At 55.2% G+C, this 22,680-nt stretch carries 22 protein-coding genes; 10 read left to right on the top strand and 12 right to left on the bottom strand.

The genetic code is table 11. The features are described from left to right. Positions 1–49: 49 nt before the first annotated feature. From N9C89_RS02825 to N9C89_RS02800, 6 genes are all read right to left on the bottom strand, one after another. Positions 50–1,003: an ABC transporter ATP-binding protein gene (locus tag N9C89_RS02825; protein WP_263952323.1), complete on the bottom strand. Its 954-nt coding sequence runs from the start codon at positions 1,001–1,003 to the stop codon at positions 50–52. Next, on the bottom strand, positions 1,000–1,977 hold the full coding sequence (locus N9C89_RS02820; RefSeq protein WP_263952322.1) for an ABC transporter ATP-binding protein: 978 nt from the start codon (positions 1,975–1,977) through the stop codon (positions 1,000–1,002). The genes N9C89_RS02825 and N9C89_RS02820 overlap by 4 nt, the downstream gene beginning before the upstream one ends. 4 nt (positions 1,978–1,981) lie before the next feature. Next, positions 1,982–2,896: an ABC transporter permease subunit gene (locus N9C89_RS02815; protein WP_263952321.1), complete on the bottom strand. Its 915-nt coding sequence runs from the start codon at positions 2,894–2,896 to the stop codon at positions 1,982–1,984. After that, on the bottom strand, positions 2,893–3,903 hold the full coding sequence (locus N9C89_RS02810) for an ABC transporter permease subunit (protein ID WP_263952320.1): 1,011 nt from the start codon (positions 3,901–3,903) through the stop codon (positions 2,893–2,895). Before N9C89_RS02810 ends, N9C89_RS02815 begins: the two co-directional genes overlap by 4 nt. After that, on the bottom strand, positions 3,903–4,997 hold the full coding sequence (locus N9C89_RS02805) for a M24 family metallopeptidase (RefSeq protein WP_263952319.1): 1,095 nt from the start codon (positions 4,995–4,997) through the stop codon (positions 3,903–3,905). Before N9C89_RS02805 ends, N9C89_RS02810 begins: the two co-directional genes overlap by 1 nt. A 78-nt stretch (positions 4,998–5,075) precedes the next feature. Next, on the bottom strand, positions 5,076–6,659 hold the full coding sequence (locus N9C89_RS02800; protein ID WP_263952318.1) for an ABC transporter substrate-binding protein: 1,584 nt from the start codon (positions 6,657–6,659) through the stop codon (positions 5,076–5,078). 610 nt (positions 6,660–7,269) lie between these two features. Here N9C89_RS02800 and N9C89_RS02795 point away from each other — a divergent pair. The 8 genes from N9C89_RS02795 to N9C89_RS02760 all read left to right on the top strand — a co-directional run bounded on the left by N9C89_RS02795 (position 7,270) and on the right by N9C89_RS02760 (position 14,435). After that, complete coding sequence (locus N9C89_RS02795) at positions 7,270–8,070, top strand: transporter substrate-binding domain-containing protein (protein WP_263952317.1); 801 nt, start codon at positions 7,270–7,272, stop codon at positions 8,068–8,070. A gap of 62 nt (positions 8,071–8,132) precedes the next feature. Next, positions 8,133–8,795: an amino acid ABC transporter permease gene (locus N9C89_RS02790; protein ID WP_263952316.1), complete on the top strand. Its 663-nt coding sequence runs from the start codon at positions 8,133–8,135 to the stop codon at positions 8,793–8,795. Positions 8,796–8,804: 9 nt separating this feature from the next. Continuing rightward, positions 8,805–9,467 (top strand): amino acid ABC transporter permease, encoded by a 663-nt coding sequence (locus N9C89_RS02785; protein ID WP_263952315.1) that lies wholly within the window; start codon positions 8,805–8,807, stop codon positions 9,465–9,467. Next, a complete protein-coding gene (locus N9C89_RS02780) occupies positions 9,464–10,186 on the top strand; it encodes an amino acid ABC transporter ATP-binding protein (RefSeq protein WP_263952314.1) in 723 nt (240 codons plus the stop codon). The genes N9C89_RS02785 and N9C89_RS02780 overlap by 4 nt, the downstream gene beginning before the upstream one ends. Before the next feature lie 30 nt (positions 10,187–10,216). Continuing rightward, the gene (locus N9C89_RS02775) at positions 10,217–11,179 is read left to right on the top strand and encodes a dihydrodipicolinate synthase family protein (RefSeq protein WP_263952313.1); all 963 of its coding nucleotides are present in this window, start codon (positions 10,217–10,219) and stop codon (positions 11,177–11,179) included. Next, on the top strand, positions 11,167–12,123 hold the full coding sequence (locus N9C89_RS02770; RefSeq protein WP_263952312.1) for a proline racemase family protein: 957 nt from the start codon (positions 11,167–11,169) through the stop codon (positions 12,121–12,123). Before N9C89_RS02775 ends, N9C89_RS02770 begins: the two co-directional genes overlap by 13 nt. A gap of 24 nt (positions 12,124–12,147) precedes the next feature. Beyond that, positions 12,148–13,386, top strand: coding sequence for an NAD(P)/FAD-dependent oxidoreductase (locus tag N9C89_RS02765; protein ID WP_263952311.1), 1,239 nt, complete (start codon positions 12,148–12,150; stop codon positions 13,384–13,386). Positions 13,387–13,409: 23 nt separating this feature from the next. After that, entirely contained in the window at positions 13,410–14,435 is a 1,026-nt protein-coding gene (locus N9C89_RS02760; RefSeq protein WP_263952310.1) for a trans-3-hydroxy-L-proline dehydratase, read from the top strand. Between the two features lies 1 nt (position 14,436). Here the strand turns inward: N9C89_RS02760 and N9C89_RS02755 are convergent, their stop codons facing one another. After that, a complete protein-coding gene (locus N9C89_RS02755; RefSeq protein WP_263952309.1) occupies positions 14,437–15,453 on the bottom strand; it encodes an Ldh family oxidoreductase in 1,017 nt (338 codons plus the stop codon). A gap of 153 nt (positions 15,454–15,606) precedes the next feature. Here N9C89_RS02755 and N9C89_RS02750 point away from each other — a divergent pair, with 153 nt between their 5' ends. Beyond that, a complete protein-coding gene (locus N9C89_RS02750; protein WP_263952308.1) occupies positions 15,607–16,284 on the top strand; it encodes a GntR family transcriptional regulator in 678 nt (225 codons plus the stop codon). A gap of 85 nt (positions 16,285–16,369) precedes the next feature. Then, complete coding sequence (locus N9C89_RS02745; protein WP_263952307.1) at positions 16,370–17,395, top strand: hypothetical protein; 1,026 nt, start codon at positions 16,370–16,372, stop codon at positions 17,393–17,395. Here N9C89_RS02745 and N9C89_RS02740 read toward each other — a convergent pair. From N9C89_RS02740 to N9C89_RS02720, 5 genes are read right to left on the bottom strand one after another with little or no spacing between them, the layout of a single operon-like run. Then, entirely contained in the window at positions 17,392–18,774 is a 1,383-nt protein-coding gene (locus N9C89_RS02740) for an FGGY-family carbohydrate kinase (RefSeq protein ID WP_263952306.1), read from the bottom strand. The genes N9C89_RS02745 and N9C89_RS02740 overlap by 4 nt on opposite strands. Beyond that, positions 18,771–19,085 carry an L-rhamnose mutarotase gene (rhaM, locus tag N9C89_RS02735; RefSeq protein ID WP_263952305.1) on the bottom strand — a complete coding sequence of 105 codons (315 nt, stop codon included), beginning with the start codon at positions 19,083–19,085 and terminating at the stop codon, positions 18,771–18,773. Before rhaM ends, N9C89_RS02740 begins: the two co-directional genes overlap by 4 nt. A gap of 8 nt (positions 19,086–19,093) precedes the next feature. Next, positions 19,094–20,089, bottom strand: a complete 996-nt coding sequence (locus N9C89_RS02730; RefSeq protein ID WP_263952304.1) for an ABC transporter permease — start codon at positions 20,087–20,089, stop codon at positions 19,094–19,096. Next, positions 20,086–21,063 carry an ABC transporter permease gene (locus tag N9C89_RS02725; RefSeq protein WP_263952303.1) on the bottom strand — a complete coding sequence of 326 codons (978 nt, stop codon included), beginning with the start codon at positions 21,061–21,063 and terminating at the stop codon, positions 20,086–20,088. Before N9C89_RS02725 ends, N9C89_RS02730 begins: the two co-directional genes overlap by 4 nt. Then, positions 21,060–22,604 (bottom strand): sugar ABC transporter ATP-binding protein, encoded by a 1,545-nt coding sequence (locus tag N9C89_RS02720; protein ID WP_263952302.1) that lies wholly within the window; start codon positions 22,602–22,604, stop codon positions 21,060–21,062. Before N9C89_RS02720 ends, N9C89_RS02725 begins: the two co-directional genes overlap by 4 nt. Positions 22,605–22,680: the final 76 nt, after the last annotated feature.

The raw sequence follows: 22,680 nt of genomic DNA, 5'->3' as shown, positions 1-22,680 counted from the left end.
AAAGGGCCCCTGTGAATTTCGCAGGGGCCCTTTCTTGCTCTTTCAGATCTTATTCCGGATGGAAACAGGCGACGCCATGCGCATCGCCCTCAAGCGCGGGGCGGCCTGTGCGGCACTCCTCGGTTGCTTTCCAGCAGCGTGGCGCGAATGCGCATCCGGGAAGGTTATCAAGCGGGGAAGGCAATTCGCCCTCAAGCTTAATGCGCTCCTTCGTGGCTGTAGGATCGGCCCGCGGCGTGGTTGAGAGCAGGGCCTTGGTATAAGGGTGCTTTGGCGCGGCAAAGATTTCCTCTTTGCTTGCGCGCTCAACGGCACGCCCCAAATACATCACGATCACCTCATCGGCGAAATGCTTCACAACCGAAAGGTCGTGAGAGATGAACAGATACGCTAACCCAAGGCGCTCCTGCAGTTCCACCAGAAGGTTGAGAATTTGGCTCTGGATGGAAACGTCGAGCGCTGAAACAGGTTCATCGAGCACAACAACGCGCGGCTCAAGCATAAGCGCGCGCGCGATCGAAATCCGCTGACGCTGCCCGCCGGAGAACATATGCGGGTAACGGTCGTAATGTTCCGCACGTAGGCCCACCAATTCGATCATTTCCCGCGCCTTGGCTTCGCGTTCCTGCTTGGACATATCAGGGCGATTGATGATCAGCGGCTCCTGAAGGATGTAACCGACTTTCTGACGCGGGTTGAGCGAGCCATATGGATCTTGAAACACGATCTGAACCGAGCTTCGAAGCGAGGCCCAGTTGTCAGGCGTCACATTATTATCGTCGATCTCAAGCGTGCCTTCCGTCGGCTCTTCAATCATCGTAATGAGCCGCGCGAGCGTGGACTTACCACAGCCGGACTCGCCCACAACCGCAAGAGTCTTGCCAGGACTTAGCTCAAAATCGACGCCCGAAAGGGCGCGCACGATTTTGCCTTTACTCAGAAGTCCGCCGCCCACTTCATAATGACGGGCCAGCCCCTTTGCCTTTACAATCGGAGCATTCATGAGACACCTCTTTGTTCTTTTTCAAGGGGGAAGTGGCAAAGCGCACGGCCAAACTCGTCACCACTTGGGACAGGTGGCGTCGTGTGACACTTCTCTTGAGCGTAAGCGCAACGTGGCGCGAACAAACATCCTTTGGGCCGGTCGAATTGCCCTGGAACAACGCCGGGGATGGTTGGCAGAAGCTTGCTCGTTGCCCGTTCCGGAAGCGCGTTCAACAGCGCAGATGTGTAAGGGTGATACGGATGCTCAAACAGGTCGCGAACTGGCTGTTCCTCGGCCCGTTGGCCCGCGTATTGCACGCTTACGCGCTCGGCGGTTTCAGCCACAACGCCCATGTCATGCGTAATCAGCACAAGCCCCATACCCGTTTCATCGCGAAGCGAGACAAGTAGATCGAGAATCTGCGCCTGAATAGTCACGTCGAGCGCGGTTGTCGGCTCGTCCGCGATCAGGAGTTTGGGCTTACAGGCAATCGCCATCGCGATCATAACACGCTGGTTCATCCCGCCAGACATCTGGTGCGGGTAAACATTCAATCGGCTTTCCGGCGCGGGGATCCCCACATGCTCAAACAGCTCAATTGCGCGCTTGTGACGATCCGCACGGTTTAGCCCCATATGCAACCGCAGTGCTTCCTTGATCTGGAAACCAACTGTGAAACAGGGGTTGAGCGAGGACATCGGCTCCTGAAAGATCATGGCAAGGTCTTTGCCGATAATCTTGCGCCGCGCACGCGGAGTGATGCTACGAAGATCAATGCCCTCGAAGCTCAACTCGTCCGCGGTGATTGTTGCAGTCCACGGCAAGAGGCCCATAAGCGCCAGCATTGACACGGATTTGCCCGAGCCGCTTTCGCCAACAATTGCCATGACTTCGCCCTTCTCGACGGTCATATCAACGCTATCAACCGCGCGGAACTGGCCAGAGGCCGTTGCGAAATCGACCGAGAGGTTTCGGATTTTCAGCAGGCTCATATCATCAGCTCCGCTTGAGTTTCGGATCAAGAGCGTCGCGCAAGCCGTCGCCCATCAGGTTGATCGCCAGAACAGTGACGAGAATTGCAAGGCCCGGGAAGGTCACAACCCACCACGCCCTCAGGATGAATTCACGTGCTTCAGCGAGCATAGTGCCCCACTCTGGTGTAGGCGGTTGCGCACCCATACCAAGGAAACCGAGCGCCGCCGCATCAAGGATCGCGGTCGAGAAACTGAGCGCGCCCTGAACGATAATCGGTGCGAGACAGTTTGGAAGTACGGTGATGAACATCAGCCGCGATTTTCCGGCCCCAGCAACACGCGCCGAGGTCACGTAGTCCTTTTGACGCTCTGCCAAAACAGACGCCCGCGTTAGGCGCACATAGTGAGGCTGAAACACAATCGCAATCGCGATCATCGCATTGGTCAGCGACGGCCCAAGGATCGCCACCAGCACAAGCGCAAGAAGGAGCGATGGGAAAGCAAGGATAATGTCCATCACACGCATGATGATGGTATCGATGATCTTGGGCGCAAAGCCCGAGAGCAGACCGATGATAATCCCACCCGACGCCGCAACCGACACAACAACGATACCAACAAAGAAGGAATATCGCGCGCCGTTGATGAGCCGCGAAAGCATATCGCGGCCAAGCGGGTCAGTTCCAAGCGGGAACGCCCAGCTTCCACCCTCCTGCCAAAACGGCGGTTGCAGGATATGGTCACGGAACTGCTCTGTCGGGTCATAGGGTGCGATCAGAGGGCCAAAGACCGCCAAAAATGCAAACCCAAGAAACACCCACATGCCGATAACAGCACCGCGGTTTTCGCTGAAATAGTACCAGAATTCACGCAGGGCACTCGGACGAATCTCCTTGACCTCTGCGGGTTCGGTGGTGTTGGCCACTTGATCTGTCATGACCGCCTCCGGATTTTAGGGTTGATCGCGCCATAGAGCAGATCAACAGTCAGGTTTACGATCATCACAATAACCGCGATCATCAATAGGCCGCCTTGCACAACAGGGTAATCGCGGCGGAAGATGCTATCTACCATCCACTTACCAATACCCGGCCAGCTAAAGATGGTTTCGGTAAGAATAGCGCCCGCAAGCAGCGTACCAACACTCAGGCCGATCACTGTAACAACGGGGATCAGCGCATTGCGCAGCGCGTGAAGGCCGTTGATCCGCGCAGGAGCGAGGCCCTTGGCGCGGGCGGTCCGGATGTAATCCTCGCCGAGAACCTCAAGCATGGCAGAACGCGTTTGGCGCGCAATCACCGCTAGCGGGATGGTACCAAGCACAATGGTTGGCAACACAAGATGATGCACCGCCGAAGCAAACGCGCCTTTCTGACCGGACAGCAAACTGTCGATCAGCATAAAGCCCGTCACATCGTCAAAGAAGAACATCAAGCTGATGCGTCCCGAAACCGGCGTCCAGCCAAGGTTGCCGGAGAAGACGATAATCAGCAGCAACGCCCACCAGAAGATCGGCATCGAATACCCGATCAACGCAGACGACATTAGAGCACGGTCAAAGAATTTGCCGCGGTTCACAGCTGCGATAACACCCGCCGGAAGTCCAAGGACAATCGCGAAGATCATCGCACAGATTGAAAGCTCAAGCGTAGCCGGGAACAGGGCAAAGAATTCGTCCCACACCGGCTTTTTGGTGATGAAAGATTCACCAAGGTCGCCTTGCAGCACGCCCGTCAGATAGCTCCAGTATTGCTCGATCACGGGCTTATCAAAGCCCAGCTTCACGACCATTTCCTGATAGCGTTCCTCGGTCATTCCGCGCTCACCGGCCATAACAATGATCGGATCGCCAGGAAGCACCCTGATGAACATAAACGAAATAAGGGTCACGCCGATAAACGTCGGAACGAACGTGGCCAATTTACTCAGTAAGAATCGTAGCATTAGCGCCCCACGATGGTCAGAGTTTTGGGGAAGGAGGTCAGAGACCTGCATCCGGTTTCGGTTACAAGCACGTCATCCTCGATGCGAACACCAAAGTTGTCGAGTTGATAGAGGCCAGGCTCGTTGGTCCAGACCATGCCTTCGCGCATGACCTCTGTATTGCCGCGCATGATATAAGGTGCCTCGTGAACCTCGCGACCTAGACCGTGGCCTGTTTTCGTGCGGATACGGTCTGCAAAAGACGACGCCTCAAGCACACCGGTCACGGCATCATCAATGTCATGCGCCGTCACGCCTGGCTTGGTGACGTCAAAACCCTTGAGGTTGGCGGCAAGCACAGTTTCGTAAACAGCACGCCCCTCATCGCTCACGTCACCAACGAAGAATGTGCGGGTGATGTCAGCGGCAAATCCGTTCTTGCGCGCTCCAAAGTCAAAGAGCAGCGCATCGCCTTTCTTAACGCGGTAGTCCGCGCGAGCCTTTGCGTGAGGGCGGGCGGTGTTATCACCAGCAGCAACAATCGGCGCGAAGGCCTGATCGTCTGCGCCTTCGGCAAACAAGGCCTGCACCAGCGCCTGTTCAATTTGTTTTTCTGTTTGGCCGATTTCAACGCCTTCCAGAACGCGGGCCAAAGCGCGTTCGGAGATTTCAATCGCAACCTGAAGCGCGGCGATATCTTCTTCGGTTTTGATAACCCGAAGGCCCGAGATTGCCTTTTCCCCGTCAATGATCTCAAGATCCGGCTGCGCCTTTTTCAGAGCGTCTGATACGAAGAACCGCATCACCTGCCCTTCGACGGCAAGGGATCGAATGTTGAGATGTTTGGTCAACGCGGAAAACGCCGCGTGATATCCATCCTGATCGCGCCAATCAAAAACCTCGCCCTCAAATCCGACAAGCGCCCAGCTTCCCAACTCCAGGTTCGGAACAAGAGCGGCCTCGGGGCCGTTCGCTGGAATAACTGCGAGAAACGGTCGCTCATGCGACATGAATGGCTTTTTGAATGCGCGGTTGAAATTCGGTCCTGGCACAAGGGCCACCGCATCAACAGACAGGTCGCGCGCAACCTGACGGTAATCGGACAAAGACGACATCGGAACCTCTTAACGAGAAACAGCAAAAGCCGGAGCCGCGCCGTTAAAAGGGCGGCTCCGGCGATTTCAAGAGAGTGATTACTCTACGCTTACGCCATAGAAGATGTGGCCACCGAGTGGGTGTACTTTGTAGCCTTTAACTTCGTTGCGCATTGGCATGTAAACAACCGAGTGAGCGATTGTTGCCCAAGGAGCTTGCTCTTTGAAGATAACCTGAGCTTCTTCATAAAGTTTAGCACGCTCGGCCTGATCTGTGACCTGCTTGGCCTTGAGAATCAGTTCTTCGAATGGCTCGTGGCACCACTGTGCACGGTTGGACGCTTCAACACCGTCACAGCCCAAAAGAACTGCGAGGAAGTTGTCAGGGTCGCCGTTGTCACCAGTCCAGCCGAGAAGAACAGCGCCGTCACGGTTGAGGTCTTTGGAACGGTCAAGATACTCGCCCCACTCGTAGGATACGATCTCTACATCAACACCGATCTTGCTGAAATCTTCTTGGATCAGCTCGGCCATACGACGTGCGTTCGGGTTGTAAGGACGCTGAACAGGCATCGCCCAAACCTTCATGCTCAGATCAGTTACGCCTTCAGCTTCAAGCATCGCTTTTGCAGCTTCCGGATCGTAAGCATCGTCAACGATTGCGTCGTTGTAGCCCCACATTGTTGGTGGGATCGGGTTCTTAGCAACTTCGCCGGACCCCTGGAAAACAACGTCGATGATCGCGTTTTTGTCAATCGCCATGTTCAGGGCCTTGCGGACCTTCGGATTGTCAAACGGAGCCATTGTTGTGTTGTAAGCCAAATAGCCAACGTTCAGACCCTCTTGCTCCATCATGGTGATGTCGCCATCTGCTTGCATCGCTTCGATGTCAGCTGGGTTCGGGTATGGCATGATGTGGCATTCGCCAGCCTTCAGCTTCTGGTAACGAACAGAGGCATCTGGTGTGATCGCGAAGATCAGGTTTTCAACATCAGCAGGCTCTTTCCAGTACTCGGCATTCGCCGCATAACGGATAACCGCGTCTTTTTGGTAAGCCACGAATTTGAACGGACCAGTACCAATTGGCGCTGTGTTCATTTTTTCTGGCGTGCCAGCGTCAAGCATTGCCTGACCGTATTCAGCCGAAACGATCGAAGCAAAGTCCATTGCGAGGTTTGCAACAAACGGCGCTTCTGGCTTGGTCAGAGTAACTTTGATTGTGTAGTCGTCGATTTTCTCGATGGACTCTACAAGATCTGGCATACCCATCGCTTGGTAATATTCCCAAGTACCGCCGGAGTAGCTGTTGTAAGGGTGATTTTCATCGCCCTGACGCTGGAACGAGAAGATCACGTCATCTGCGTTGAAGTCACGTGTTGGCGTGAAGTCTTCGTTGGAGTGGAACTTAACGCCCTTACGGAGTTTGAATGTATACTCCAGACCGTCTTCGCTCGCCTCTACGCTTTCGGCAAGGCCAGGAACAACGTTGGTTGTGCCGGTTTCGAATTCCAGCAGGCGGTTATAGATCGGGTGCGAGGATGCATCAAAGGTTGTACCGGCTGTAAACAGCGCAGGGTCAAAACCTTCAGGCGAACCTTCCGAGCAGTAAACCAGATTGCTGGCGAATGCTGTTGACGCGGAAAGCGCCAATGCAGCGGTAGCCATGGTCAAGGTTGATTTCATGATTATCTCCCAAATGGATCCGTTCGTTTTTTCAGATGCTTCAGAGCGCCCCTCCCGTCGAACGGTCACGTTAAAATGCACGGGCGGGTCTGAATTCTAGATTTTGGATACAATATCCATATTCAGAATCTACAGTCAAGCACTCCTAGGGTAACACAACTCGACCAACAAGAGCCAAAAACCATGCTCGATTGACGCAGGCGAAAAGTCCCTTTGTTCATAGGGAGTTAACTGGCGCATGCCGTCAAAATTTTTTCCTGCCAATTCGCAGAAACGCAAAATCTCATTCCGCAGATTAGATATGTTGACGAAAAATCACAGCGATTCCGGCCTGACGTAAGGTAAATTTCCGCGGGCAAAACCACAGAATCGGACGGGCATTTAAGCGCAGATTCGGGGCGTTACGACCACTCCCCTTTGGTTCGCCAAGCGCACTCGAAAGCAAGCAGCATATCGCCCTGCAAAATCACAAAACCATTATTTCACAACAAGTTAAGGACAGAAAAGCGTTTGCTATTCCTCTTTCTTGGCTTCGTCGCAAATTTTATATTGGATTTTGGATACAATCTGCACTATTAGAATTTTCACAACAAAAATTAGGGAGTTCTCAATGTATAAAAAACTTGCCGCAATCGCGGCCATCGCAACGCTTTCGACGGGCCCTGCCCTCGCTGACACTCTGGATGACGTCGTAGATCGCGGTACGCTGCGATGCGGTGTGGTGCTCGATTTCCCGCCAATCGGATACCGCGACGCCAATAACGAACCCGCGGGTTTCGACGTGGATTATTGTAACGATCTGGCCGAGGCTCTTGAGGTCGAAGCTGAGGTTCTCCCTGTGACATGGGCCGAGCGCCTGCCCGTTATTGTGACCGGTCGCGCTGATGTTGTTTTTGGCGCAACCTCTGACAGCCTCGCCCGCGCCCGCACCGTCGGCTTTACCATTCCTTACGCGATTTACTATGCGCAAGGTGTCGTAAACAAAGACAGCGGCATCGAAAGCTTTGAGGATATTCGCGGCAAGCGCGTCGCCGCCGCAATTGGGACTGTTCCTGAACAGGAATGGCTCAAGATCGCGGCTGAGTGGGGCGAAGAGAAAAACTATCAGGGGTATCAGTCCGAAAACGAAGTGTTCCTCGCTGTCGCTCAAGGCAAGGCTGATATCGGCATCACCACAAACACCGCCATTCTCCCGATTACCCAGCAATATGACTCGGTTGTCGCTGGCCCACGCATGCCTTGGACCACCGATTACACCTCGGTCGTTGGCAAACGCGAAGACGTTACCTGGCTCAACTATCTCAACCTATTCGTCACCCATCAGGTTCGCTCCGGTCGCTACGACGAACTTTGGGGAAAATATGTTGGTGGTGACGCACCTGAACTCCGCATCCCAGGCGTGATGTACTAAGCCCGCCACTCACGGAAACGCTCCTGCCCAGACTGAGGGCAGGAGCAACGGAAACCGAAATTATGTTTGATTACAACTTCCATTGGCGGCCCGTTATGAAGAGCCTGCCTGACCTGCTTGACGCAGCATTCCTGACGCTACAGGTGGCTGTATTGGCAATGGTTCTAGGCATCATCATCGGGCTCTGCCTTGCGCTTATTCGCATGCATATGAAGGGGCCCATTCGCTGGCTCGCCAGTTGTTGGGTCGAGCTTGCCCGCAACACCCCCGCGCTGTTTCAGCTCTTCTTCTTCGGGTTTGGTCTCGGCGCATTTGGCCTTCACCTCTCGCCTTACATGATCGTGCTTGCGGGGCTAACTTTTAACTGCGCAGGCTATCTGGCCGAAAATTTCCGTGGCGGGTTTAACGCGGTGCCTGACACCCAGCTCCGCGCATCCCGCAGCCTCGGTATGACCGCATGGCAGGCCTATACCCGCATTGTTATCCCACAGGTCTTTCGCATCGTTTATCACCCGATCACCAATCAGATGGTCTGGGCGGTACTTATGTCATCCCTCGGAATGCTTGTTGGCTTTCGCGAACTCTCTGGTGAGACGCAGTTTTTTGCCAGTCGGACGTTCCGCATTTTTGAATACTTCGCCGTCACGGCGGTCATCTACTACGTGATCGTCAAGCTTATCCTCATCGCCTCGCGCCTCTTGGCCACACGGCTCTTTCGGTACTAGGGGGCTGTCATGGAACCAACAATAAGCTTCTTCAGCGGGTTTACCCCGAACGATCTGCTGTTTCTTGGCGAAGCGGCGCTTCGGACCCTGTGGATATCGGTTTTGTCCATCACAATCGGAACCGCGCTCGGCGTGCTCTTTGGCTGGGTGCTCTATGAAGGCAAGCTTGCGGCCACTTTAACGGTCGCTCCGGTGCTGGACATTTTCCGCTCTGTTCCACTCATCATCCAACTTGTGTTGTTTTATAACTTCGCGCCGATTGTCGGGTTGAACCTTGATCCTTTTGCATCCGGCGTGGTGATCCTCACGATCTATACCGCGTCTTTGGTGGCCAATGTGGCACGCGGCGGGATCGAGGCGGTCGAGACACCGATGCGCCGCGCTGCCCGCAGCCTTGGCATGACCTATTGGCAAGACCTGCGCTACGTGGTGTTTCCGATTGGCGGCCGCGCGGTTTTCCCAGCTTGGGTTGGCGTGGCACTTGGCGTCATGAAAGACAGCGCGCTTGTCTCGGTACTTGGCTATGTCGAACTGCTCAAGGCCAGCCAAATTCTGATCACCCGAACACAGGAACCCTTCCTGATCCTTACAATTGCGGGCGCCTTCTATTTCGCGCTCAGCTATCCAATTTCGCGCTATGCCGCGTCGCTTGAAAGAAAGTGGGCCCAATGATCGAAATCCATGATTTGCACAAGTACTTCGGCACTTTGCACGTGCTCAAAGGTATCGACCTCAACGTCGAAAAGGGCGAAGTCCTGTCTGTGATCGGGGCGTCTGGCTCTGGGAAATCAACACTGCTTTACTGCATCAATGGGCTTGAGCCCGTACAGCAAGGCCGCGTTGTCGTTGACGGCACCGATGTCCACGCCAAAGGCACTGATATCAACAAATTGCGCCAGCGCCTTGGGATGGTGTTTCAGCAATGGAACAGCTTTCCACACCTAACCGCGCTAGAGAATGTCGCCCTTGCCCCCAAGATCGTGAAAGGCAAATCCAAGGCCGAAGCGCGCGAGATCGCGGCCCAACAGCTAAGACACGTGGGCCTTGGCGAGAAGCTGGCTGTCTACCCCTCCGCCCTCTCCGGCGGGCAGCAGCAGCGTCTCGCCATTGCGCGCGCTCTGGCGATGGAGCCTGAATACATGCTATTTGATGAGGCAACCTCCGCGCTGGACCCTGAGCTTGTGGGCGAAGTGCTTGAAACCATGCGTATGCTGGCCGAAGAAGGGATGACCATGATTTGCGTCACACACGAAATGGGCTTTGCCCGCGACGTATCAGATCGGGTCGCCTTTTTCCATCAAGGCGTGATGGAAGAGATCGGACCGCCGGAACAGATATTCAGCAACGCCCAATCCGAACACACCCGCAAATTCCTCGCCAATGTTCGCTAGAACCGAACTGGCCGAATAGAAAGAAAGACCATGACCCAAAACATCTTCACCGGCACGATGCCGGCCCTCATGACCCCATGCAAAGCTGACCGCACGCCTGATTACGACGCCCTCGTGCGTAAAGGAAAAGAGATGATCGACGCGGGCATGTCCGCGGTTGTCTATTGCGGCTCCATGGGGGACTGGCCCCTTCTTACCGACGAAGAGCGCATGGAAGGCGTAGAGCGGCTGGTAAAGGCTGGCGTCCCCGTTGTTGTCGGTACGGGCGCGATCAATTCGAAGTCCGCAGTTGCCCATGCTGCCCACGCCCAAAAGGTTGGTGCTGTTGGCCTTATGGTCATCCCTCGCGTGCTGTCGCGCGGCTCCTCGATTGACGCGCAGCGCAATCACTTCAAAGCAATCCTGAAAGCCGCGCCGGATGTGCCCGCTATCATCTACAACAGCCCAGTCTATGGCTTCGCCACCCGCGCAGACCTGTTCCTTGCGCTGCGCGCGGAGCATCCAAACCTCATCGGCTTCAAAGAATTCGGCGGCAAAAGCGACCTGCGCTATGCGGCGGAGCATATCACTTCGAAAGACGATCAGGTCACGCTCATGGTTGGCGTTGATACCGAGGTTTACCACGGCTTCGTCAACTGCGGCGCGACCGGCTCGATTACTGGTATCGGTACCGCCCTGCCCAAAGAGGCTCTGTTGCTCGCTGCGCTTTCTCAAAAAGCCGCTGCAGGTCATGCCGAAGCTCGTATGCGCGCCCGTGAATTGGAAGAAGCCTTTGGCGTGCTGGCCAGTTTTGACGAAGGAACAGACCTTGTTCTGTATTACAAATACTTGCTCGTCCTGAATGGCGAAGAGGAATACCGTCTCCACTTCAACGAAACCGACGAACTCACAGACGCCCAGCGCAACTATTGCGAGCAGCAGTACACTCTGTTCCGCACATGGTTTGCCGATTGGTCCAAGCAAGGCGGAGTCATCGCTGAATGCATGTCATAGACAGCCATACTGGCGGAGAACCTACACGGGTTATTCTGGATGGCGGCCCCGACCTTGGGAACGGGCCGCTTGCAGAGCGCGCGCAACGTTTGGCGCGCGATCATGCTGAATTTTATCAATCGGTGATGTGCGAGCCGCGCGGACAGCCCGCAATGGTTGGCGCGCTTCTGGTAGAGCCGGTGGATCCAAGCTGCGTGACGGGCGTAATCTATTTTGACGCGGGCGCGGTGCTTGGCATGTGTGGTCACGGCACAATCGGCCTTACCGTGACGCTCGCGCATCTCGGGCGGATCGGCCTTGGCCGCCATAAAATTGAAACCCCTGCGGGCATTGTCGAAGTGGAGCTTTCCGATCCGAATACAGTAACTGTGACCAATATCGAGAGCCGCCGTGTACACAAGGATGTAACGCTTGATGTTCCGGAGCTTGGCCCGATTACTGGGGATGTAGCCTATGGTGGAAACTGGTTCTTTATCGTTGATCCAGCTCCCCTCCCCGTTCATCCAGAGAATATTCGCGCCCTCACTGACACCGCAATCGCCATACGCACCGCCGCAATTACTGCGGGGATTGGTGGTGAAAACGGCGAACCGATTGATCATGTGATCTTTCAAGACACACCCGACGACCCGACCATACATAGCCGCAATTTCGTACTCTGCCCTGACGACACATATGATCGCTCACCTTGTGGTACAGGAAGCTCTGCGCGGCTGGCTTGTTTGGCGGCTGATGACGCGCTCGCGCCTCAAGAAGAGATCATCCAAGAAAGCGTGATCGGCAGCGCGTATCGCCTCTCCTATACCGCAGGAAGTTCAGGCGGCGTAATCCCCCGCCTCACGGGGCAAGCATATGTTATGGCGGAATCCCGTTTACTGTTTGATGTAAAAGATCCATTCAAAAACGGAATTCCATCGGCTCCGATCAATCCGATTGACGGCTAAGGCGACCGCAAAAAGAGGCAGGCTATGAACAGCGAGATCATCGTCATTGGCGCCGGGATAATCGGTATCTCCGCCGCGCTTGAACTTCGACAACGTGGCTTTGACGTTTGCGTCGTAGATCGCGAAGGTGTTGCGGCGGAAGCCTCGCAAGGTAACGCAGGCGCTTTTGCATTCTCCGATTTTGAACCCCTCGCCACGCCCGGTATCATGCTCAAGGCACCCAAATGGTTGCTTGATCCAACTGGCCCGCTCTCTATCCCGCCCGCTTATGCCACGAAGATCGCGCCTTGGATGTGGCGCTTTGCTATGGCGAGCAACAAACGGCAGTACGACAAGGCTGTTTCGGCCCACGCGAGTCTCATGGCCTTGTCGCGCGAGGCGTTGAAACGTCAAATTGAAATCACAAATGGCGCGGATTTCATCCTCCCCAAAGGCGAGTTGCAACTGCACGAAAGCGAAGCCGAATATCGCGCGGCCCTTCGTGTATGGGACGCGCGGAGCGCGCATGGCGTCACCTATACCAAGCTTGAAAGCCCCGACGCGATCGCCGAAGTCCAGCCGGGACTAAGCCCGCGCTTTACCCATGGGGTGTTCACCCCAGATTGGCTCGGCGTAACGGACCCGAAACTCTGGACAGAGCATCTCGCAAAGGCCTTCGTCAACGCGGGCGGTCGCATTGAGCGCGCGGAAGTTCGCTCCGTAGAACACAGCAGCGAAGGCGTTTCCCTCACAACTTCGGGCGAGAAATTACAGGCCAAGCAAGTTGTCATTGCCTCTGGCGCATGGTCCCATTTCCTTACCCGCACGCTGGGAGACCGTTTGCCACTTGAAACCGAGCGCGGCTACAACACAACACTTCCTGCTGGCGCGTTTGACCTAAAGACGCAGATTACGTTCTCTGCCCACGGCTTCGTTGCAAGCAAGATCGGCGAGGGCATTCGCGTTGGTGGCGCAGTGGAACTTGGCGGCCTCAAGCTTGCGCCAAACTATAAGCGCGCTGAAGTCCTTCTGGACAAAGCCAAACAGTTCATGCCCGCACTAGATACCGAGGGCGGCAAACAGTGGATGGGCTTTCGCCCTTCTATGCCCGATAGCCTTCCCGTCATTGGCACCGCACCAAAAGCACCAAATGTACATTACGCCTTCGGACATGGGCATCTCGGTTTAACCCAGTCCGCAGGAACAGCCGAACTCATTGCCGATATGGTTGAGCGCAAATCTTCCAAGATTTCTTTAGAGCCGTTCGCGCCCAATCGCTTTTAATCCACGCCAAGAAAGACCCCGCAATGCGCAGCAGCAAGACAATTCATGTGATTTCGGCCCATGCCGAAGGCGAAGTTGGCGACGTTATTGTTGGCGGCGTTACCCCACCACCAGGAGAAACGATTTGGGATCAACGGAGCTTCATCGCTAAGGACGGAGCTCTACGCAACTTCGTTCTCAACGAGCCGCGTGGTGGCGTATTTCGCCATGTGAACCTACTGGTGCCACCCAAACATCCAGACGCCGACGCGGCCTTCATCATCATGGAGCCAGAAGACACACCGCCCATGTCCGGCTCGAATTCGATTTGCGTTTCAACAGTGCTGCTTGATGGCGGGATAATCCCAATGCAAGAGCCCGAGACCCACTTGACGCTCGAAGCACCGGGCGGATTGGTTCGAGTGCGCGCACACTGCAACAACGGCAAGGCCGAGCGCATTTTCGTACAAAACCTCCCCAGCTTTGCTGACAAAATCGAGGTGCCGCTTGAAGTTGACGGACTTGGTAAAATCACCGTCGATACGGCCTATGGCGGGGATAGCTTTGTTGTTGTGGACGCAGAGGCGCTTGGCTTTGAGATCGTTGAAAGTGAGGCGAAGGAGATTGCAAAACTGGGCGTCAAAATCACCGATACCGCCAACGAACAACTTGGCTTCACCCACCCCGAAAACCCGGATTGGGATCACATCTCTTTCTGCGCGTTCTGCGGCCCAGTTAGCAAAACAGAAACTGGATTAACGGGAAAGTCTGCCGTTGCAATCCAACCTGGCAAAGTTGATCGATCCCCAACAGGAACAGCCGTTTCTGCGCGGATGGCACTGATGGCGGCAAAAGGTCAACTGCAGCAAGGGCAGACTTTCGAGGCCGTCTCAATCATCGGTTCAAGGTTTACGGGCCAAATTGTGGGCCCCGCCAAAGTCGGAGGCCGCGACGCAATTGTTCCGGAAATTTCCGGGCGCGGCTGGATTACTGGCACCCACCAACACATGCTTGACCCAAGCGATCCGTGGCCCGAAGGCTATCGGCTCTCGGATACTTGGGGCGCGTGATCTAAGCAGTTAGATTACGCAAATCGTCCAGCAACGCGGCAGGCACTTCGACATAGCCGCGTTCTTGGTTACGTTTACGCGCTTCAAACCGCCGTTGCGACGGAAGCCGCGCGCCTTGATCAACGATATCCGCGAAAAGACGCTCTGCGCGCGCGTCGTTTGCTGCTGCTTTGCCGCCACTGAATTGCTCTGGGTCAAACGCCAGAATGATTTGCCCATGATAAGGCGCGCCGCCCTTCCCCTCGGCAAACTCCATGCTTTCCATACTGGTCAGATCGTCGATCAATGGTCCTGCAAGCAGCTCGATCATGATCGAAAGGGCAGAGCCCTTGTAGCTTCCAAAGGTTAACATCGCCCCATCAAGCGCGGCCTGTGGGTCTGTTGTTGGCGCTCCGTTTGCGTCTACCGCGACACCCTCCGGAAGCGGCTTGCCCGCGCGTTTGTAAAGCTCGATCTCTCCGCGAGCAAAGGCGCTCGTGGCGAAGTCGAATGTGAAAGGAGACCTCCCCGACCGCGGCCACGAAAACGCCAGCGGGTTTGTCCCAAGCGTGCCGCGCGTTCCGCCAGCCGGCGCAACCCAAGAGTGGCTCGGCACCATCGACATGCCCGCCAATCCAACCGCTGAAAGCTGTTCGACTTCCGGCCAAAGCGCCGAAAAGTGGAAGCAATTATTGACGGCCATCGCCGCGATCCCAAATTTCCGCGTCTTGGCGATCAAGTGCGGCATCGCCTTTTCAACAGCGAGCAGAGACATCGCGCCCCGCGCATCAACCCGCACGATTGCGTTGTCTGACTCCGCTAAAACAGGCTCTGCATTGCCGTCTATTTTACCGGCTTTCATTGTTTCATGACACATAAACAAACGAAACAACCCGTGCGACTGACAATCATCCAATTGGCACGTATACAGCATATCCGCAATCGCGGAAGCATGGTTGCGGCCGTATCCGACTTTCTCCAGAATTTCTGTGGAAATTTCCCGAATATCATTCAGGTTGATCCGAACCGTATCTGCCATTTGTGTCTCCGCCCTTGCATTTATGGATACTGGATACAATAATCCGGCAACGACAGGCAATCGCCTTAACAGCAAAAAAGTCGCCATTTCAGTTGGAAAATCAGCGCTGAGGCGGTATTTGTATCCAAAATTCAAGACGAGGGAGAAGACCCAATGGCCGGAAAGCGCTCCGTATCCAAACAAAGCCTGCCGGAGCAGATTGCGAACGACCTTCGGGAACGGATCCTAAGCGGGGAAATGGCAGAAGGCGAGCCGATCCGGCAAGAGGCCCTAGCCGAAGAGTATGACGTTTCGCGCATGCCGATCCGCGAGGCGCTGAAGCGGCTGAATGCGGAAGGCTTGATTCAATGGGCCAATAACCGTGGCGGCACCGTTACCAAACACTCGCTTGAAGAAATCGGCGAGATATTTGATTTGCGCATTCTGATCGAAGTGGACCTGTTCCGCCGTGCGATCCCATCAATGACAAAAGAGGATTTCGACGATTGCGATCAAATCCTGACCCAGATGGAAACCTCGTATGACGAAGATGATGTCGCACGCTGGGGAACGCTTAATCATGCCTATCACACCGCGCTTTACGCGGCAGCAGATCGTGGCCTGACAACGGAATTGCTTGACCGGATCAACGTTCAATCCGACCGCTATATCCGCCTGCACCTTAGCGTGATGAAACAGCGCGAACCTGCAAAAGCCGAACATCGGCAGCTTTTGGAATTCGCGCGAAATGGCCAAATTGAAGAGGGCTGCGCGCTCCTCTCTGCTCATATCGGGCGCACCAAGGACCAACTCCTCGAAATGATCGAGGCAAAACGCGCCGCAGAAGAATAAGCAAATTTCAGAATGAGCGCGCAACAGAGGACATTAGTCGCTCTTTGGTTCATTTTGATCACGTTCCATAAGAGGCAACAAAAACATGGTAAATTCCAGGGCCCAGAGCTGGTCATTTGAATGGGATCACGGGCGCGGCGAAGTTGCGGCACTTGGTGGCATGCTTGGCCCAGTGAAGTTTTCGCTGGCGGACGGGCGTATTGTTCAGCCCTTCGCGATTGCACCTTGGGGCGATGAGCCCGACGCTCCAGCGGACATGCCCGGAATTTTGCGGCGTTTGCGGGGGGAGTGGCCATGTGTGCCTTTTGGAATGACTACGCCACCAGATAACCTTGTAAACGGCTGGGAACCGGCAGCGGACATTAACGCCGAATTTCACAAAGACCCTCACGGCGTCTCCTCAAACGTCGACTGGAGCCTGCGCAAGCATTTCGGCACTGGCGCTGAAATTGAAGTTAGCTACCCATCTGATCATCCCGTGGAGAAGCTCGTTCGTCGCATCGAGGGCCGCAAAGGCGAGGCCGCCGTAGATATAACACTCGAAATCCACATGAGAAAAGAAGCGAGCCTGCCAATCGGATTGCATCCCGTTTTCGCACTCCCGCAGATGCCCGGCGCGGCGCGTCTTGAAATTCCGTCTGCAAAGAGCGGGCATATCTATCCAACCGAGGTTGAACCGAATGTTTCAAAACTCTTGCCTGGCGGGGTTTCAACCGACCTAACCGCAATGCCCGCTGCGGATGGTGGCGCAATCGACATTACCGCCCTGCCTTTCGCCTATCAAACCGAGGAGTTGGTGCAGGTTGCTGTTACTGATGGGTTTGCGAAGCTGGCCAATACAGATGAGGGCTATTCCGTCGGCCTAAACTGGAACGCAGCGCATTACCCGTTCTGTCTTCTTTGGATGTCAAATGGAGGCCGCGACTTCGCTCCGTGGAACAACCGCCATTATGCCCTTGGGATCGAGCCGGTTGCCTCTGTCTTTGACCTTGGCATCGGCCATAGCTGCAACCCCGATACCGCATTGGCCAAGCACGGCCCAACTTCGCAACGCCTCACGCCGTCCGAACCATTCCGCACGGCGTATTCCATTTCGGTGTCGCCGAGCTAGCCCTCGACGCACCTTTTCCATTCAGAGGCGTAAGTTTGCAAACGATCAAGAGCAGCGCCGCTTGGCTTTTGCACAGGAGCGGTGTTTGTTCTGCCCTTAACAGGCAACAACATCGCCGCACCGACGCTTGTTCCTGTTGCGGAGGATGCCGTTTCAATTCCGCCACTGCGCAAGACAGAAAGCATCGCAAGATAGTCTTGGTTGCGTGCGAACGGCCCTTCGATGATCGTCGGTCCAGCGCCGCCAGCCAGTTCAAGGCATGTGTGCGTCATTAGCGCAAGATAGAGCGACAACGCATAAATGCGCGCGCCGTCCGTTTCGGGCGGGTTGATCCACTCGGCGTTACGGCCCGCAAACGGGCCACTGTTATCAACGACTGCAGGAAGTAGCATTGTACCAGCGTCATGAACCGCATCGCGGTCCGCATCCGTTGGAACCGCGTCGGATCCATCGCGGATCAGCTCGAACTCGCGCCCTCCCATAAACCGCGCGGATGGAACCGGAGACCCAAAGGCATTTACATTTACCAACGAATCCCGCTCAGGATCAAGGTTTCGCGCCGATCCACCAATTGCGAGGCACACGACCCAAGTTCCCGTTGAAACCACACAGAACTGGCCCTGCTGTTTACGCAGATGGGGCACGAGAGAGGCGTTGCTGTCGTGGATGCCGCACGCAACCGGCGTGTCTGGCGGAATGCCAGTTGCCGCAGATACTTCGGGCAAAAGAGGGCCAAGAATATCAGATGATTTTTGTGCGGGTGCGATCTTGTCAGCGATACCAAGGTGCTCCGCCAGCGCAGAAGCTTCGCCAGTCCACGGGTTCCAGAGATCAGTATGACACCCGAGCGAGGTTACATCACAAGCCCAGCGCCCCGTGAGCCGCTGCCCCCAATATTGAGGATAGGTTATGACATGTGCGGTGCGGTCTTTTATGGCTGGGTCTTGGTGAAACAGCCAATGAATTTGCGCCCCGACGTTCAATCCGCCAGGCAGTCGCGCAGAGCCTGTCTCGGAAAACGGCGGGCGCAGCGCGTTATACTCCTCCGCAACACCATCCGGCCCGTCATGTTCATAATCCAGCATTGGCGTTGCCAGATCTCCTGCTTCATCGAGCAGAACAATCGACGCCCCATGTGTTGTGATCGAGATCGCATCAATCCCGTATTCAGCATGGAAGGCTTTGAGCTGTTCGAGGAAAAACTGCCAATGACGCTCAAGATCGAAATGCGGATAAGGCGGACCTGCGAGAACCGTATTGGGCTGGGTCACGACCGCTATCTCGTTCAGGGTTTGCCCATCAACGAGCGCCAGTTTCGCGTTGGTTTTGCCCACATCGATAACGGCGATATGTTCGGGGTGCGCGAGGGGCTGTGTCATGCCAGATGAAAGACCTTTTCCAAATCGGTAACTACGGGGCTGTTGTCAGGGTTGCTTTCCATGATGTCCGCCATATGCGCCCACCATTTCTTCATAACGGGGTGATTGGGAAGATCGTCCATCCCGTGATCACCGCTCCGCCACAGGACTCCGAAAAGCTGCCGCGTTTGTGGATGATAGTGGATAGAATAGTCCTCGATACCCGCGTCTTTCAGAAGATCGACCAACTCTGGCCAAATCTCGTCATGGCGCCGACGGTATTCATCGAGTTTACCCTCGTGAAGGGTCATGCAGAAAGCAACTTTTTCCATGCCTAACCTCAAGATTTGCGCCGCATCGCCCATAGGCGCGGCAATGCAATTACTCCGATTAACAACAGGCCGATAAAGATCGACATCACAATCCCCGGCACATTGAGCAGCCCAAGTCCGAAGGTCACGAGGCCCATAACGAAGGCCGCAATCACAACACCGGGAATAGAGCCAGAGCCACCGAGGATATTAACACCGCCAAGCACAACCATCGTGACGATCTCCAGCTCCATACCGGAGGCGATTGAAGGCCGAGTCGAGCCAAGCCGCGAGGTCAAGCAAACTGCCGCAAGGCCAGACATAAGGCCCGTCAGCAAGAACAGGATCATCTTAACCCGATCCACACGGATACCAGAGAACAGCGCGCCTGTTGGGTTATTACCAATCGCGTAAACCATGCGCCCGAAATTGGTTTTATGAAGCACTACGCCAAAGATTACCGCGAGGATAGCAAAGATCACGAACTCGACGGTGATGACCCAGAAGACATAGCCCTGCCCGAACCACGAGAAACTCTCCGGATACCCACGGAAGGCTCCATCGCCAAGGATGATGTAACTGATCCCGCGAAACAGGCTCATCGTACCGATGGTCACAACGATCGACGGCAAGCCAAGTTTGGTCACAAGCGCGCCATTAAACGCGCCACAAAGCAAACCAGTACCAAGCCCGACCAGTACAAGAACTGGCGTCCCGGCGCCCATCTCCATCGCGACACCCATCGCCGTAGAAGCAAGCGCAATAATCGCCGCAACAGAGAGGTCAATCTCGCCAGAGATGATGAGTAGCGCCATAGCAAAGGCGATCATCGCCTTTTCGGTAAAGTTGAACGTCGCGTCCGACAGGTTCCACGCATTGAGGAAGTACGGAGACGCAAGCGAGTTGAAGATAAAGATGCCAATCCCAACCGCGAGGAGAAGGCTTTCCCAGCTTACGAGTTTCGCCTGAAGAGGAGAGCGCAGCCGGTCTGGGATGTGACGGGGGGTGTTTTCAGCAAGGCTCATTGTGCATGCTCCGCAGATTTAAGGATAACACGGCCTTTCGAGCGGCCAGATTTTGCGTTGAACGCAACGGCGATGATGATCGCAGCGCCAGAGATGGCGAGCTGCCAGAACGGTGAAACATCGACGACCGGAAGCGCATTTTTAACAACGCCAAGAAAGAGCGCGCCAAGCAGCGTGCCAACAACGGTCCCTGCGCCCCCTGCAATAGAAACGCCGCCAATCACACAGGCCGCCACAACATCAAGCTCAAAGCCGCCCGCGATATCAACATAGGCCACCGAATACCGAGCAACCCAGAGGTAGCCAGTCAGACCAGCCAACATTCCAGAGATCACAAAGGCTTTGAACTGGGTCTTACCCACATCAATACCCGTATAGACCGCCGCATGAGGGTTGCCGCCAACAGCATAAACCGCGCGGCCAAGTGTAGTTCGCGCCATGACAACCATCATGACAATCGCAATCACAACGCCTATCCAGCCAAGCACCGGCATGCCGAGGAATTCGGCGCGCGGGAACCCTGTAAAGGTCGGGCTCATCTCGTGGGCGTTGATCCACTTTCCTTCAGTCAGAAGGAAGATCACACCACGGAAAATCGTCATCGTACCAAGCGTTACAACGATTGGCGGGATGTTAAGCTTCCAGACAAGAATACCGTTGATCGCACCGAGGGCAGACCCCATCACAAGCGCAATCACAAGAATAACCGCCACGGGAAGATCGGGCGCGGCCACGTTGATCATGGCGCAGACCATCCCTGTAAGCGCAAGATTTGCGGCCACTGAAAGATCGATACAGCGAGTGAGAATAACCACCATCTGACCCATCGCGAGGATCATGAGAGGCGTTGTATCGGTAAACACCGCAACGAGGTTTCCCGGAGCAACAAAGCCCGGAAATCGCGTTGCGATCAGAGCCACGAGGGCAAAGATGGCGCCAAATAGAATGGCTTCGCGAGATTTGAGCGCGCTCATGCTGCATCTCCTGTTGAATTGATGCCAACGGCGTGGCGAACAAGGGTTTCCGGCTTCATGTCATCCCCTTCAAGCTCGGCGACCATCCGGCCCTCTCGCATCACGATCACACGATCGGACATACCAAGAATTTCAGGAATTTCAGAACTGACCATAATGACCGAAAGACCCTCGGATGCGAGCTCGGACATGAAATCATGAACCGCAGCCTTAGAGCCGATATCAATCCCTTTGGTCGGTTCATCCAGAATGATGACACGCGGTTTCGTTGCCAGCCACTTCGCAATCACGACCTTCTGTTGGTTTCCGCCAGAGAGCGCGCCCACGTTGGTATCAAGTGACGCCGCCCGAAGATCGAGCCGCTCGGTATATTCGCGTGCCAGAGCGAATTCATTGGCTAGTTGAATAAACCCATCGCGTGACGTTTTCTTGAGCGACGGAAGCGTCACGTTCTGGAAGATCGGCATATCAAGGATTGCGCCCTGTTTACCGCGATCTTCGGGAACGTAAACGATACCTGCATCGATTGCCTCGGCCGGAGAGCGGATCACCCGAACATCGCCATTGATATTCACTGCGCCTTTGGACGGGCGGGTGATACCGATAAGCGACTGCATAAATTCTGAACGACCCGCGCCAACAAGCCCGTAGAACCCGAGGATTTCGCCTTTGCGGAGCGTAAAGTTGATGTCTTCAAACTCTGTCGGGTGGCTATAGCCAGCAACAGTAAGAACTTCTTCGCCAATTTCGGCCTCACGCTTGGGGAATAGCTGCTCAACCGCACGGCCAACCATCATCTGCACCAAATCAGCCTCTTTCACGTCTTTCATAAGACCCGCACCAACGTACTGCCCGTCGCGGAACACGGTGTAGCGATCCGCAATACGGAAAATCTCGTCGAATTTGTGCGAGATAAAGAGGATCGCTTTACCCTGCGCTTTCAACGTATCGACCAATTCGTAAAGTTCTTCGATCTCGGTCTGGCTGAGCGCGGCAGTTGGCTCGTCCATAATCACGACCTGCGCCTCGACCGACAGCGCGCGAGAGATCGCAACAAGATGTCGAGAGGCAATACCTAGGTCTTTTAGTTTCACATGGGCGTCGATCTTGGCGCCGATGGAATTAAGAATTTCGGTCGTCCGGTCAAACATCGCCTTCTTGTCGATGAGACCGAACTTGTTTTTGGGGGCATGGCCGATAAAGACGTTTTCGGCCACGCTCAACTCGTCAAACAAAACCGTTTCCTGATGAATCGCCGTAACGCCCGCATCAGCTGCATCCTGCGGTGTGGCGAAACGAACAGGCGCGCCATTCAAAAGAATGCTGCCGCCATCAGGCTGATAGATTCCCGTCAGGGTTTTCACCACAGTCGATTTACCCGCACCGTTTTCGCCAATGAGCGCCGTGACTTCACCTGCGTGAAGTTCCAGCTCTACGCCATCCAGCGCTTTGACACCCGGAAAAGACTTGGTGATGCCGTCAAGCTTCAGAACGGCTCCGCCCTGCGTTTTGACATCTGGTTTTTGTGTAAGGTCTTGCATGAACACATCCCCGTAGCGGCTCGCATTGAGCAGCTTGTTCGTTTGGGCAGTGGGGCGGCGAAATGCTACGCCGCCC

This window comes from Halocynthiibacter sp. SDUM655004, from assembly GCF_026015885.1.
Classification (GTDB): domain Bacteria; phylum Pseudomonadota; class Alphaproteobacteria; order Rhodobacterales; family Rhodobacteraceae; genus Falsihalocynthiibacter; species Falsihalocynthiibacter halioticoli.
This window is presented reverse-complemented; position numbering and strand designations above follow the sequence as displayed.